The 13,440-nt window shown below is 65.4% G+C and carries 12 protein-coding genes and 1 pseudogene; 6 read left to right on the plus strand and 7 right to left on the minus strand.

Translation table 11 applies throughout. The features are described 5' to 3' along the window. Nucleotides 1–98: 98 nt before the first annotated feature. A complete protein-coding gene (locus tag H1B27_RS29330) occupies nucleotides 99–1,106 on the plus strand; it encodes an alpha/beta fold hydrolase (protein WP_197968461.1) in 1,008 nt (335 codons plus the stop codon). A gap of 150 nt (nucleotides 1,107–1,256) precedes the next feature. Beyond that, entirely contained in the window at nucleotides 1,257–2,612 is a 1,356-nt protein-coding gene (locus tag H1B27_RS29335) for an esterase-like activity of phytase family protein (RefSeq protein WP_197968462.1), read from the plus strand. A 191-nt stretch (nucleotides 2,613–2,803) separates the two neighbouring features. Here the strand turns inward: H1B27_RS29335 and H1B27_RS29340 are convergent, their stop codons facing one another. The 6 genes from H1B27_RS29340 to H1B27_RS29365 form a co-directional block, all read right to left on the minus strand. Then, nucleotides 2,804–3,634 (minus strand): TonB family protein, encoded by an 831-nt coding sequence (locus H1B27_RS29340; RefSeq protein WP_197968463.1) that lies wholly within the window; start codon nucleotides 3,632–3,634, stop codon nucleotides 2,804–2,806. Continuing rightward, nucleotides 3,634–4,080 carry a TonB system transport protein ExbD gene (exbD, locus tag H1B27_RS29345; RefSeq protein ID WP_197968464.1) on the minus strand — a complete coding sequence of 149 codons (447 nt, stop codon included), beginning with the start codon at nucleotides 4,078–4,080 and terminating at the stop codon, nucleotides 3,634–3,636. The genes H1B27_RS29340 and exbD overlap by 1 nt, the downstream gene beginning before the upstream one ends. 2 nt (nucleotides 4,081–4,082) lie before the next feature. Beyond that, a complete protein-coding gene (gene exbB / locus H1B27_RS29350; protein WP_197968465.1) occupies nucleotides 4,083–4,859 on the minus strand; it encodes a tonB-system energizer ExbB in 777 nt (258 codons plus the stop codon). Between the two features lie 27 nt (nucleotides 4,860–4,886). Continuing rightward, the gene (gene hutX / locus H1B27_RS29355; RefSeq protein WP_197968466.1) at nucleotides 4,887–5,393 is read right to left on the minus strand and encodes a heme utilization cystosolic carrier protein HutX; all 507 of its coding nucleotides are present in this window, start codon (nucleotides 5,391–5,393) and stop codon (nucleotides 4,887–4,889) included. Nucleotides 5,394–5,423: 30 nt separating this feature from the next. Further along, the gene (hmuQ, locus tag H1B27_RS29360; RefSeq protein ID WP_028182336.1) at nucleotides 5,424–5,759 is read right to left on the minus strand and encodes a heme-degrading protein HmuQ; all 336 of its coding nucleotides are present in this window, start codon (nucleotides 5,757–5,759) and stop codon (nucleotides 5,424–5,426) included. Nucleotides 5,760–5,857: 98 nt separating this feature from the next. Beyond that, on the minus strand, nucleotides 5,858–8,206 hold the full coding sequence (locus tag H1B27_RS29365) for a TonB-dependent hemoglobin/transferrin/lactoferrin family receptor (protein WP_197968467.1): 2,349 nt from the start codon (nucleotides 8,204–8,206) through the stop codon (nucleotides 5,858–5,860). Between the two features lie 261 nt (nucleotides 8,207–8,467). On the opposite strand from H1B27_RS29365, the gene H1B27_RS40370 reads away from it, so the two are divergent. The 4 genes and pseudogenes from H1B27_RS40370 to H1B27_RS29385 all read left to right on the plus strand — a co-directional run bounded on the left by H1B27_RS40370 (nucleotide 8,468) and on the right by H1B27_RS29385 (nucleotide 11,412). Next, complete coding sequence (locus H1B27_RS40370; protein ID WP_246515790.1) at nucleotides 8,468–8,674, plus strand: hemin uptake protein HemP; 207 nt, start codon at nucleotides 8,468–8,470, stop codon at nucleotides 8,672–8,674. Between the two features lie 6 nt (nucleotides 8,675–8,680). Beyond that, entirely contained in the window at nucleotides 8,681–9,631 is a 951-nt protein-coding gene (locus H1B27_RS29375) for a heme/hemin ABC transporter substrate-binding protein (protein ID WP_197968468.1), read from the plus strand. Between the two features lie 95 nt (nucleotides 9,632–9,726). Further along, a complete protein-coding gene (locus H1B27_RS29380) occupies nucleotides 9,727–10,713 on the plus strand; it encodes a FecCD family ABC transporter permease (RefSeq protein ID WP_376709006.1) in 987 nt (328 codons plus the stop codon). Next, nucleotides 10,710–11,412: pseudogene (locus tag H1B27_RS29385) on the plus strand (ATP-binding cassette domain-containing protein). The gene H1B27_RS29380 and the pseudogene H1B27_RS29385 overlap by 4 nt, the downstream one beginning before the upstream one ends. 237 nt (nucleotides 11,413–11,649) lie before the next feature. On the opposite strand, the gene H1B27_RS29390 reads toward H1B27_RS29385, so the two are convergent. Next, nucleotides 11,650–13,326: a mucoidy inhibitor MuiA family protein gene (locus tag H1B27_RS29390; protein WP_197968470.1), complete on the minus strand. Its 1,677-nt coding sequence runs from the start codon at nucleotides 13,324–13,326 to the stop codon at nucleotides 11,650–11,652. Between the last annotated feature and the right edge of the window lie 114 nt (nucleotides 13,327–13,440).

Below are 13,440 nucleotides of genomic sequence, written 5' to 3' on the forward strand. Positions count from 1 at the left end.
TCGATCATATGGACTGATCCCGCCGGTCGCAATCGGTTACCCGAAGCTTGCCGCGGACTTTGGAATGCGACGGCTGGAAGCTTGCCTGGAAAAAGATCATGACTACCGAGAACATCACGCGCCCATCAGCCGGCCTCGATCGCCGGCACCTCGTCCTCGGTCTGTCCGGGGTTGCCATTGCCGCTACTACGCCGGCTGCCGCGGCGAAACCGCAACACGATCGCTCCAAGACGGGGAGCGGCTATCCGGTCACGTACCATCGGACCAAGACGATCGACGGGATCAACATCTTCTACCGCGAAGCCGGGCCGAAGGATGCGCCCGTGGTATTGCTGCTACACGGCTTTCCGACCTCCTCCCACATGTTTCGCAACCTGATCCCGGCCCTGGCGGATCGGTATCATGTGATCGCTCCCGATTATCCCGGCTATGGCCAGAGCGACATGCCGCCCCGCGCGTCATTCAAGTACACGTTCGATCGTTTCGGCGAGCTCGTCGATGGTCTGCTCGACCAGCTTGGCGTCAAGCGCTACGCGATGTACGTCATGGACTACGGCGCGCCGGTCGGCTGGCGGCTGGCGCTCAAACATCCCGAGCGCATCAGCGGCCTCATCGTTCAGAACGGCAACGCCTACGACGAAGGACTGAAGGAGTTCTGGAATCCGATCAAGAAATACTGGACCGACGGGTCAGACAGCAGCCGTCAGGCGCTGATGAAGCTGCTGACCCTGGAGACGACCAAATTCCAGTACACCGACGGCATGTCCGACGTGAGCCGCATCTCGCCCGACAACTGGGTCCATGACCAGGCGCTGCTGGACCGGCCCGGCAACAACGAGATCCAACTGGACATGTTCTACGACTACCGGACCAATCTGCCGCTATACCCGGCAGTGCAGGCCTACTTCCGCAAGCACAAGCCGCCGACGCTGATCGTGTGGGGCAAGAATGATTTCATCTTTCCTGCCGACGGTGCCCACCCTTACAAGCGCGACCTTCCCCAGGTGGAGTTTCATCTGATCAACTCCGGCCACTTCCTGCTCGAGGACAGGTTCGACGAGGTAACGCCCCTGATCCGCGATTTCCTCGCTCGCAAGATTGCCTGAGGCGCAACGAGATCGGATCAAGCGTCACAGAACCCGATTCCGATCTCCTCGCCGCCAAACAGCAGCCGGGCCTGCGGCCTTTGGACCCGGCTTCACAAAACTGCAACGTGCCGTCCGCATAAGGCATGCGTCCACCAACAGGAGACGCACATGCGCGCGACCCTTCTCAGCACCGTCGCAACGATCATTCTCACCACCAGTTCTGCGCTGGCGCAGAGCGAAGGCGAATTCCCGGCCAAGCTCGCCGGCCACGTGGTGATGCCGGCCAGCTCGTTCATCGACGCGCCGGCTGACGCACCCGCCGATCTCAAGACCGCAGGCAAATATACCACCGGCAAGCGGGTCGACGCGGTTGGCACCGTCATGGGCAAGTCTTACGAGCGACCGACCGGCGTGTCGCTGCCGTTCAAGGGCCAGCCGCTCCAGGGTCATTCGGGCATCAAGACCATGCCCGACGGCAGCTTCTGGGTCATCACCGACAACGGCATGGGTGCGCGCGCCAACTCGCCGGATTCGATGCTGTACCTGAACCGCTACAAGATGGATTGGGCGAGCGGCAAGATCGAGCGACAGGAAACCATCTTCCTGCACGATCCCGACAAGAAGGTGCCGTTCCGCATCGTGCATGAGGATACCCAGAAGCGCTATCTCACCGGCTCCGACTTCGACACCGAAGGATTCCAGATCGTCGGCGACACCTTCTGGATCGGCGACGAGTTCGGCCCCTACATCCTGAAGGCCGACAAGTCGGGCAAGATCCTCGGCGTGTTCGACACGGTTGCCGACGGCAAGCCAGTGCGCTCGCCGGACAATTGGGCGGTCGCGACGCCGGGTGCGCCGGGCGCGACCTACACCAACGTCAATCTCCGCCGCTCCAAGGGCTATGAGGGCTTCGCCGCGTCGAAGGACGGCAAGTTCCTCTATGGCCTGCTCGAAGGACCGCTGTGGGATGCCGAGAAGAAGGACTGGGAGAAGGTCGACGGCAAGGAAGCCGCCCGCATTCTCGAATTCGACGTCACCGCGGAGAAGTTCACCGGCCGCTACTGGCAGTATGTGTTCGAGCAGAACGGCAACGCCATCGGCGACTTCAACATGATCGATCAGGCCTCCGGCCTCATCATCGAGCGCGACAACGGCGAAGGCACCGCCGACAAGGCCTGCCCGCAAGGCATCCGCGGCGAGAGCTGCTTCCCTGACCTCGCCAAGTTCAAGCGCGTCTACAAGATCGAGCTCTCCGACGCAAATGTCGGCAAGCCCGTGCGCAAGATCGGCTATATCGACCTGATGAAGATCAGGGATCCCGACACGAAGGCGAGGAAGCCGCTCAATGACGGCGTCTACACCTTCCCGTTCTTCACCATCGAGAACGTCGATCGCGTCGACGACACCCATATCATCGTCGGCAACGACAACAATCTGCCGTTCTCCTCCAGCCGCGATCCCAACAAGGCCGACGACAACGAGTTCGTGCTGCTCGAGGTCGCGGATTTCCTGAAGGCGAAGTAGCCTCTTCAGTCGCGACACACTCCGCCGTCGTCCCGGCGAAGGCCGGGACCCATAACCCCGAACGGAAATCGTGGCGCGAGATGGTGCTGCGAATCTTCGTCAAGCCTGATCCTGTGAGTATGGGTCCCGGATCAGCGCTCCGCTTCGCTGCGCTTGTCCGGGACGACGGCTGAGTTTGCGGGGATGGCACGTCACCTCACCGTAAACTCCACCGGGATCGTAAAACTCATCGAGCCGTTCCTGATCTCGTCCGGGATGGGCGGGAACGGCGAGGCTTGGCGGACCATGGACATCGCCTGAGCGTCGAAGGCGGCGACGCCGGACGAGCCGCCGAGACGGCTCGACGTCACCTGCCCGCTGCGGCTGACCGTGAAGTTGAGCCTGGCGACGCCGCGCTGGCCGCCTCCGGCCGACGGATATGAATGGAAGCGCATCAGATGTGCGCGGACGCGTTGATTGTAGGATGCAATCGCGGAGGCCGTCGCACCCGCACTCATGGCGGATGACATCGGCGCCTCGTGCTCGGCGCGCGGGGGCGCACTGGTGCGCGGCGCGGGCGTTGCTTCCGACAGTTTCTTCGCCTCGCGGCGAACCACCTTCGGCTTCACTGGAGCGGGCTTTTCGACCGGCACGATCTTCGCCGGCTCGGGCCTGGCCGGCGTCGGCTCAAGCTTCTGCTCCGGTGGCGCGACCACGTCCGGCTGCTCCTGCGGCGGCGTCGGCGCGATGGTGTCCTCGACGGCCTGCTGCTGGACGGGTTCCGGCGGCGAGGCGTCGGCCTCTTGCATGACTGGCCCCGGGGCGACGTCGTCCTGCGTCGGCTGCGGCGCCGAGGTCACCGGGGCCATGTCGATCATGATCGCCGGCAGGCTGACGCCCTGCTCGGGCTGCGACTTGAGCCAGCTCATTGCAAGCAGCGCGGCAGCCACATGCAGCGCCACGATCACGGCCGCCGAGACACCCCAGCGCGCGCCCTCGTGCTCGCCGAGCGGCTCGTGCAGGACGAAGGCGTTCGCGCCCATCAGCTGCGTCCGTCGAGGCCGACGAGCGCGACCTTGAGATAGCCGGCATTGCGCAAGGTGTTCATCACCTCCATCAGGTCGCCATAGGAAACGGCCTTGTCGGCGCGCAGATAGATGCGCTCGTCCTTGCGGCCTTTGGTGGCAGCATCGAGCGAGCCGCTGAGCGCGTTGCGGCCCACGATATCCTCACCCACCGCGATCGAAAGATCCGGCTTGACGGTGACGAAGACCGGCTTGTCGGGCCGCGGCGCCGGTTCGGCCGCGGTTGCCGGCAGATCGACGCCGATGTCGACGGTGGCAAGGGGAGCTGCCACCATGAAGATGATCAGGAGCACCAGCATCACGTCAATGAACGGCGTGACATTGATCTCGTGGGTGACGTCGAGATCGCCGGGGTCGCCGCGCTTGAGCGCCGATGGCGAACGTGCGCCGAGCTTGGTGGCCATGGCTACTCCGCAGCCCGCGCCAGGCGGAGATGGCCGTGGTCGCGCTGGCGGCTCACCAGCAGCATGAGCTGCGCCGAGGCGTCACCGAGCAGCGCGCGGTAATTGGCAATGCCGCGGACGAGATGATTGTAGATCACGACCGCCGGAATCGCGGCGACGAGACCGAGCGCCGTCGCGAGCAGCGCTTCCGCAATACCGGGCGCGACGACCGCAAGACTGGTGGTGTGGCTCTCGGAGATGCCGATGAAGGAATTCATGATGCCCCAGACGGTGCCGAACAGGCCGACGAAGGGCGCGATGGCGCCGATGGTCGCAAGCGCGCCGGTGCCGCGTGCAATCTGCCGCGACATCGCCGCCTCGACCCGCTCCAGCCGTAGCGCCACCCGCTCCTGCAGGCCGTCGTCGAGAATGCCGCCGGAGAGCTCCGCTTCTCTGGCGCATGACTGGATGAGCTGGGCGACCGCGTCGCGCGCGTCGCCAGCCCTTGCGGATGCCTCGGCCAGCGTCATGTTGCCCTCGAGGGCGCGCGTCCGCCGCAGGGCGAGCGAGCCCTTGCGGCGCAGCTCGATGGTCTTGGCGAGCCACACCGTCCAGGTCGCCAGCGAGGCGATGGCGAGCCCGACCATCACCGTCTTCACGATGATGTCGGCGCTGACGAACATGCCCCAGGGCGACAGGTTGCGCGGCAACAGGGCTTGGTCGATCGCGAAGGCCGGTGTCGGTGCCAAGGCCAGCGCGATCGTTGCGATCACGTGCCGAAGTCTGAAAATGCCCTGCATCCTGATCTCCAGACAGATGGAAGGAAGCTACGCAGCGGGCTGCGCCGCGATACGGTCCGCAAGCTGGCGGAACCGCGCCAGTTGATCCGCGCGCAGCGCCCGCGCCTCGTCGCGGCCGACGAAGACCTTGAACATGATGCCGCCGTCGGCGTTGACGAACGCGACGAAGGCCGAGGACTTGCCCATGAAGGGCCGCTCGACGAAGGCGATGCCTGCGCAGTGCTCGTGGCGGAGATGGCCATGCAGGCCCTTCGGCTGCATCAGGTTGAAATAGCCCCGGCCGATCTCGCCCGCGGGAATTGGGCCCGTGAACTCGAAGATCGCATCATCGGTGTGGACGATCAGCGTGACCTCGCCCCATTCCGCGATGTCCTGCATGGCGGCGGCAAAGTGCTCGCCGCCCCCGATGCGCATCATGGCAGGCGGCAGCGCCTCGATCACCGCGCGCGGGGCGACCTTGCGCTCGCGCGCAACGTCTTCGATCACCGCGCCAGGATTGTCGGCCATATACGCCTTGAGATCGGTGCTCGGCATGTCCGGCTCCCTTTCGTGATCGGCCGCGATCTAGGCAGCCGCGCTCGCCTTGCGCTCGGTCATGATGACCTCGAACCCCTCGAACTTGGGATGACCGAGATAGAGGCTCTCCCCGGTCTTGTTGTCGGCACGCGCATGGGCGCGGCGGAATTCCTCCGAGCGCGTCCAGGCCTCGAAGGCCGCCTTGTCGATCCACACCGTGTGCGAGGAATACAGCGTGTGGTCCTCGGCGACCGGCCCCTTGAGCAGATGGAATTCGACGAAACCCGCCATGCTGCCGAGATAGGACTCCCGCGTCCGCCAGACGGTTTCGAACGCGGCTTCCGAGCCGGGTTTCACCTGAAAGCGATTCATAGCGATGAACATAACAATCTCTCCTTGCTATCAAGACGAAAACGCGCCGAAGCCGCGCTGGAGCATCAGCGCGGCCCGGCGGAGGTTGTGGAGCTGCGGGGCCGATCGGCTTACGCACCTCCAAAGTGGATCTTCATTCCGGCCTTGTAGACCCTGCCCGGACCCGGGCTCGACCACAGCACGTCGTTCTGCGACGTGCCGTCGGTCGAGCTGCCTGGAATGGCGTAAGGCCGGTAGTACTGGTTCAAGAGATTGTCGATCGAGGCCGAGATCACGATGTCCCTGGTCGCATTGTAGGTCAGGTACAGATTGACGAGATCGTAGCCGGTCGAGCGGATATAGTTGGCCGGCACGTCGTTGTTGGGACCGTACGACGCCCACTGCGCCGACAGGATCAGCGTGCGATCGAGCAGGCGGACGCCGCCGGTGGTGACGACCTTGGTCGGGGTGATGGTCGCAAGCCCGATATTGGTCTGGACGTTCTTGCCCCGGATGTAGTGCCCGGCGACGCCGATGAACCAGTCGCCGGCATCGTACATTGTCTCAGCCTCGAAGCCCTGGATGCGAGCATTGGCGATGTTCTGATACTGGTAGTACTGGCTGAACGAGCCGAACCCGGTCGGCACCGGCGTGGACGCAACGAGGTCGATGTAGTCGCTGACGTCGTTGCGGAAGAGATTGATCTTGCCGCGGAAGGAGTCGTTGGCGCTGAAGATGTTGTCGTATTTCAGGTTGAAGCCGACTTCCTTGTTCTTGCCGACCTCTGGACGAAGGCTCGGGTTCGGCAGGAAGCAGAACAGCCCCACCGTGCCGTTCGGGCAGACGAAGAAGGCCGGTCCGCCACCCGTCGCATGTGCGCCGGAGATCACGGTCTCGGTGATCGACGGCGCGCGATAGCCTTCGGCGTAGCTGACATAGGGCTGGAAGCCCGGAACCGGCGTGACGCCAAGAGTGATCTTCGGCGAGAAGCGGTCGCCGCCGGCGCTGGTCCTGCCGGAATCAAGGTCGTAGCGGTCATAGCGGATCGCGCTGACCGCCTCGAACCAGGTGCCGTAGTTCTGCTTCAGCTGAAGGAAACCGCCCGACACGGTGCGAATGCCGCTCGGCGTCGTGATGTTGGAATTGCCGCGGCTGTCGGTCGTGATCACGTCGTCCTGGAAGGCGTCGATGCCCCAGGTGACGGCGTTGCGCCAGTCGCCCACGTTGAATCGCGTGGTGTTGTTGACGTCGATGCCGTAGGTATCGAGGACATAGCCGCGCTTGTCGCCGACACAGCCCGAAATGTTGTTGCCGAAATTGCCCGTCCCGCAATAGGCGCCGCCGGACGTGGAATAGTGATAGGTCTTGGTCTGGTCGTTGTCGACGCGATTGCCGTAGATCGACATGTGCCAGTCGAACAGATTGTCGCTCGGCAGCGAATAGTTCCAGGTGATGGTCCCGGTGTAGTTCTTCGCATCGGAAGCGTAGACCGACGAGCCCTGATAGAGCGCTCGCTGTGCCGCCGTTACCACCGGACCGCGGTTGAACTGGCCGATATCGTATTGATAGTCCTGGAAGACGGCGCCGAACTTGACCTCGTGACCGAGGGCCGGCCGCACCGTGAGCTTCATCAACCCGGCCTCGACCTGGTTGCCGGTGTTGCCGATCTCGGTGCCGTTGCCGTCCTTGTAATTGCCTTGGGTGCGGTAGACCGCGCCGCCGAAGATATCAACGTCGGGCGTGGCGCGCACGCCGCCGAACACCGAGCCCAGGCCGCGATTGTTGTTGGAGCCGTAGGAGCCCGAGAGATCGACGCCCCAACGCTCGCCGGGGCGCAGCACGTCGTTGATGTCCTTGGTGCGGAACGAGACCAGGCCGCCGATCGCACCGGAGCCGTAGATGTTGGCGGTCGGTCCGCGCACGACGTCGACCCCGCCGATCAATTCAGGATCGAGGAAGAAAGAGCCGTTGGCGTTGTGGCCGGTGCGCTGGTAGTTCTGCCGCGCGCCATCGATAACGACCGCGACGCGCCCGAAATCCTGCAAGCCGCGAATGTTGATGACTGTCGCGGGATCGTCGCCCCGCTCCTGAAACGATACGCCGGGAATGGCGTAGAAGATGTCCGACAGGCGGTTCGGCTGGAGCCCCTGGATCTTGTCCAGCGAAATCGAGCTGACGGGCGCGAGCGCATCGATCGCCCGTTCCGGAGTCTTGGTCGCGGCGACCGTGATGGTATCGAGCGTCTGCACGGGTGCGGTGCCGCCCGCTTGCGCGTGCGCATTCATGACGTCGGGCGTTGCCTGCTGCGCGACCTGCGGCTTGGCCGGCTTGCGCTTTGCCTGCTTCGGCCGCTCCGACGCCGCACTTTCGGCTTGCGGCGATGCGGTGTGCGCGAGACTGCCCTCCGTCACCAATGCTGCAATTGAAACCACCGACGCGCCCAAAATCAGGGCGCGCGAATACCTAGCCCCGTCAGCCATATCAGCCCCAGCCTGCACTTCGCTTCAATTTCGGAGTTACTTGGCTGGCGCGCGTTCGCAACGCGAACGACTGGCTGGCTGATTGTCTCAAGAGGCGGGCGAGTTCCCCGCTGTCAGAAATGGTTACGTGGCGACACTCTGACGGTCAATGACATCGCGTTGCAGTTTATATCGATTGTAAACTGCGACGGTTGGAATGCGCTTGGCGCCGCCTATACAAACGGACGGTACTCCAGGTTTCGAAAGCGCATCACACCGACAATGTCAGCAACATCAGGAGACAGCACCGGCAGCGCGGCAGGGCCGGCACAAAGCCCTTCTGCAGCAACGCGAACTCTCACCATGCGCGGCAGCCGGATCGACAGCCGCGAGCTGTTTGCCGCCGAGCGCGAGATCATCATTGCGCATGGCGAGGACAGTTATCGCCTGCGCCTGACCTCGCAGAACAAGCTGATCCTGACGAAGTGAAACACAATGGCATTTTGTCGCACCCTCACCAATCTCCTGCTCTCCGGCACGATCGCGCTCGTGTCTGCTGCGCACGCGGCCGGCATCACCGTGCATGACGCGCGAAATCGCGAGGTCGCAGTGAACGACTTCGCGCGCACCGTCTCGATCGGCGGCGCCATCACCGAGATCCTCTATGCTCTCGGGCTCGAGAGCCGCCTGGTCGGCGTCGATACGACGAGCCTCTATCCGCCGGCGGCGCTGCGCGACAAACCCAATGTCGGCTACATGCGCCAGATCTCCGCCGAGGGCGTGCTGGGCCTCAACCCCACCCTGATCCTGGCGATCCAGGGCTCGGGCCCGCGCGAGACCATGGACATCCTGGAGACGGCGAAGGTGCCGCTGGTGCTGGTGCCCGAGACCTTTTCCGAGGAAGGCCTGATCGACAAGATCAAGCTGGTCGGCCACGCCATGGGCGTCGATGCGCGTGCCGAATGTCTCAGCGCTGCGGTCGGCGCCGATCTTGCGCAGCTCCGTGCCCTGCGCGCCAAGGTGACGAAGCCGGTGCGGGTGATGTTCGTGATGTCGCTCCAGAACGGGCGAGCGATGGTGGCGGGCCACAAGACCGCGGCGGATGAGATCATCCAGCTCGCGGGCGCGGCCAACGCGGTCGACGATTACGACGGCTACAAGGTCATCAGCGACGAGGCGATCGTGGCGGCAAAGCCCGATGTCGTGCTGTCGATCGAGCGCGGCAAGGAGTCGCTGCAAGCCGACGCGATCTATGCTCATCCCGGTTTTGCGCTGACGCCGGTTGCGGCCAACAAGAGCTTCATCACCATGGACGGGCTCTATCTGCTCGGCTTCGGGCCGCGGACGGCGGCGGCCGCGCGTGATCTGTCCGTCAAGCTCTATCCGGCGTTGGCCGAGGGCGGCGCGTTCACGTCGGCGCTGTCGGCGGCGAACTGCCGGCAATGAGCGTGGCGGTCGGGACCGAAGCACGGAGCCCGCGACGAAGCGCGAGACGGCGGTCCGCATCATTCGCGTTTCCTGTCCTGATCGCGGTGCTCGCGGTGACGGCGATCGTCGCGCTGACCGTCGGCGCCGCCGGCATCCCTCTCTCCCGGCTGCCTGCGGCGCTGGGCTTTGCCAGCGAAAGCACTGCCATGACGGCCCGCGACCAGCTCGTGCTGTGGTCAATCCGCATTCCCCGCATCGCAGCGGCCGCGATGGTCGGCGGCCTGCTCGCTGCGTCCGGCGCGATCATGCAGGGGCTGTTTCGCAACCCGCTCGCCGATCCCGCCCTGGTCGGCGTCTCCAGCGGCGGCGCGCTCGCAGCCGCAGGCGCGATCGTCTTCACGGATTCGCGCTTCGGCGAGGCGCTGCGCTTTCTCCAGACCGAGCTGTTGCCGCTCGCCGCCTTCGCGGGATCGCTGGCGACCACCGCGATTCTCTACGGCATCTCGAGCCGCTCAGGACGCACCTCGATCGCGATCTTTTTGCTCGCCGGCGTCGCCATCACCGCCATCGCCAATGCCGGCATCGGGCTGCTCGTGTTCATCGCCGACGACCGCCAGCTGCGCGACATCACGTTCTGGATGCTCGGCTCGATGAGCGGCGCGACCTGGACCAAGAGCGCCCTGCTCGCGCCGGTCCTCGTCATCGGGCTGGCCGCCTGTGCCTTGATCGCGCGCGGCCTCGACCTGCTGGTGCTCGGCGAGGCCGACGCTTTCCACGGCGGGGTCGACGTCGAACGCCTGAAGCGGATCTCGATCGTCATGGTCTCCGCCATGACCGGCGTCGCGGTGTCGATCAGCGGCGTCATCGGCTTCGTCGGCATCGTCGTGCCGCATCTGCTCCGTCTCGTGATCGGCCCGGCGCATCGCCTGCTGCTGCCGGCCTCGGTGCTATCAGGCGCCATCCTGATGGTCGGCGCCGACACGTTGGCGCGCACCATCGTGGCGCCTGCGGAGATGCCGATCGGCATCCTGACTGCCGCCGTCGGCGCACCCGTCTTTCTCTTCATCCTGTTGCGGCAGCGCGGGCTCGCCGCGCTATGACCGCGGTGCTCGAAGCACGGCACTTAGGCAAGCGCGCCGGCCGCGCGACATTGCTCGACGGCGTCGGCCTGACGGTTGCGGCCGGCGAGATGGTCGCCATCATCGGCCCGAACGGCGCCGGCAAGTCGACGCTGCTGCGGCTGCTCTCCGGCGATCTCCGCCCGAGCGCCGGCGAGGTGCGGCTCAAGCAGCGCGACATCGGCAGCTTTGCGCCGCGCGAGCTCGCCCTTGCGCGAGGCTGGCCCGCTCGTCGACGCCGTGCTGGACGAGGTGGGCCTCGCGCATTTCCGCGAACGGCAATTGCCGACGCTGTCGGGCGGCGAGCAGCAGCGCGCACATTTCGCCCGGGTGCTGGTGCAGCTCGCCTGCGGCGAGGCCGAGCACGGCCCCGGGCTTCTGCTGCTGGACGAGCCGACCTCGAGCCTCGATCTGCGTCACCAGATCGACCTCGTCGAAGCGGCGCGCCGCCGAGCGGCGGCCGGCACAGCCGTCATCGCGATCCTGCACGATCTCAATCTCGCGATCCGCTTCGCCGACCGGCTGATCGTGCTGAATGGCGGCCGGCTCGTCGCCGACGGCCCGCGCGCGGAGATTGTCACACGCGAGATCATCCGCGATATTTTCGAGATCGACGCTGTCGTCCATCAGACCGATGGCGTGCCGTATGTGCTGCCGCAGTCGATGCGGGCGCTACCCTAAGGCCTGATGATCCTCGCTGGCGCCCCGACGGAGGTGCGTTCCCTCCCCCCTTGTGGGGAAGGCTAGGGAGAGGGGTGGCCCAGCAAATGGTGACAGTGATCGGCGATGCATCGAGCCCGGTGCGCGACGGAAAGAATCCCCGTGTGGCACCCCCCTCCCTGCCCCTCCCCCACAAGGGGGAGGGAACGCAGAGAGCACTGCCGTTGGCCGAACTCGATTCAACTTCAGACCACCCCCCTACCCCGCCGGGACGATCACCATGCTCTTGTCCTTGGGCCAGCGGATGCGCCAGGCGAAGTTGATGTCCTTGGACTCGCCGGGCTTGGCGTCGAACGACCATTCCAGCACGCCGCGCCTGTCGCGGATGTTGCTCGCGGTCGGCTGGGTGCTCGAGGGCAGCATCTCGACGACGATGTCCTCGTTCTCGCTGACCGGCAGCTGATCCTCGATCGCGACCTTGATCGGGAAATCATGACCGTTGCGGATCGTGGTCTTGAACGAACGCTCGTCGGTCTTCGACGTCGTCACGAGCAAGCCGGCCGAGCCCTCGTTGCGCTTGAGCACGGCGCGCTCGATTCTGACCTTGTCGTCGGCGCCGAAGCCGAGCCGCACGATGTCGTCCTTGGCGGACGCCGTGACCTTGCCGCGGCCGACGAAGGTGCCGTCGCGGTAGATCGCGACCTTGCCGGGCAGCAGCGTCGTGTCGTCGGTCTGCTTGAAGCTGGCTTCGAGGAAGGCGGTTGGATCCATCACCGGTGCCGCGCGAACCGCGAGATCGGCCGGAACCGTCATGGAGGTAATGCGCAGGCTCTTGGCGCCCTCGGCAGCGCCGAGGCTGACGCGGCCGGGAATTCTGAAGGTGGCCTGGAAATCGCCGATCTCGGCAACCGCCTGCTGCTCGTCGGCGCGCTCGGTCGCCTCTGCGACCTTGGACATGGGCTCGAACTGCGCCGAACGCTGGCGGGCGGTTGGCGCGGGCCGCGTCAGGTCCGAGGCGCTGCCGAGCGCAAGGGGCTTCGGCACTTGCGGATATTGCGCGACCAGCGAGTTCAGCTCCGGCGCGCTGCCGCCGCGGCCGATGCGGACCGTGGAGACGCCGAGCGTCACGTTCGACCAGTCTTCGCCGGTCGACTGCGTGACCTCGGCGCGGCGGACGAGTTCGAGCTGCGGCTTGCGATCCTTGGCGCCGGTATCGAGCCGGGCGTCGTAGAGCGGCACCCAGCGCGCATTGCGCACGGCGTAGGTTACCCGCAATGTCGCCTTGGTCGCCGCCGCCGAGGCGACGTCGATCCGCACTTCCAGCTTGCTCGGCGGCTTGGCCGAGCGCTCGGCTTCCAATTGCGCGATCTGTCGGTCGATCTCGCGCTGCTTTCGCGTGGCATCGCGGATTGCGGTGTCAGCGGTCGCGATCTCCTCGGCAACCGCCGCAAACGCCGCGCGCCATTCGGTGATCGGCCGCGCCTCGCCCTTCTCGCCGAGGCCGGCCGGGGAGGCTTCGGCGAAATGCTGCGCGAATTTGCGTCGGGCACCGGCCGAGTCGATCGCACCTTGCAGATCGGCCCGCTGATCTCTCAGTGCTTCGATGCGCTTGTCGAGCTCGGGCAGGTTGACCGGCGGTGCGGCGTTCGGCGGCCGCGCGTCGATCGTGCCGATGGTGAGCTTGGCGCCCGCCTCGCCTTCGACGCGGAGCGACGACGGATCGAGCGAGAGCGGAAAATCCCTGGCGACCAGCGTCGAGTCGCCGGAGGCGAGATCCAACGAGATGACGCGGGTGACGGTGGCGCCATCGGGATAGACGGTGACCGTGTCGATCGCCGAATTAACGTCCACGTTGGCCGCCCAGGACGACGATGCGAGGGCCGTGGTCACAAGGACCAGGCTCGTCGTTGCCAACCGTTTTGCGGTGATGCGCATAAAGTCCCTCCTGCCGGTATCGCCGCGCCGCCAGCCGGACGCGCGCGATGAATGCCTCGCCATCGTGATGAGACGCGGCGGGCAAGGAACTGGTTCGATTGGGGTTTCCTTGGG

This window comes from Bradyrhizobium diversitatis, from assembly GCF_016031635.1.
GTDB lineage: Bacteria > Pseudomonadota > Alphaproteobacteria > Rhizobiales > Xanthobacteraceae > Bradyrhizobium > Bradyrhizobium diversitatis.

Excerpts from the sequence above, each read along its gene's own strand:
- H1B27_RS29330 (WP_197968461.1), top strand. The coding sequence starts at position 99 with ATGACTACCGAGAACATCACGCGCCCATCAGCCGGCCTCGATCGCCGG.
- H1B27_RS29335 (WP_197968462.1), top strand. The coding sequence starts at position 1,257 with ATGCGCGCGACCCTTCTCAGCACCGTCGCAACGATCATTCTCACCACC.
- H1B27_RS29340 (WP_197968463.1), bottom strand. The coding sequence starts at position 3,634 with ATGGGCGCGAACGCCTTCGTCCTGCACGAGCCGCTCGGCGAGCACGAG.
- exbD (WP_197968464.1), bottom strand. The coding sequence starts at position 4,080 with ATGGCCACCAAGCTCGGCGCACGTTCGCCATCGGCGCTCAAGCGCGGC.
- exbB (WP_197968465.1), bottom strand. The coding sequence starts at position 4,859 with ATGCAGGGCATTTTCAGACTTCGGCACGTGATCGCAACGATCGCGCTG.
- hutX (WP_197968466.1), bottom strand. The coding sequence starts at position 5,393 with ATGCCGAGCACCGATCTCAAGGCGTATATGGCCGACAATCCTGGCGCG.
- hmuQ (WP_028182336.1), bottom strand. The coding sequence starts at position 5,759 with ATGTTCATCGCTATGAATCGCTTTCAGGTGAAACCCGGCTCGGAAGCC.
- H1B27_RS29365 (WP_197968467.1), bottom strand. The coding sequence starts at position 8,206 with ATGGCTGACGGGGCTAGGTATTCGCGCGCCCTGATTTTGGGCGCGTCG.
- H1B27_RS40370 (WP_246515790.1), top strand. The coding sequence starts at position 8,468 with ATGTCAGCAACATCAGGAGACAGCACCGGCAGCGCGGCAGGGCCGGCA.
- H1B27_RS29375 (WP_197968468.1), top strand. The coding sequence starts at position 8,681 with ATGGCATTTTGTCGCACCCTCACCAATCTCCTGCTCTCCGGCACGATC.
- H1B27_RS29390 (WP_197968470.1), bottom strand. The coding sequence starts at position 13,326 with ATGCGCATCACCGCAAAACGGTTGGCAACGACGAGCCTGGTCCTTGTG.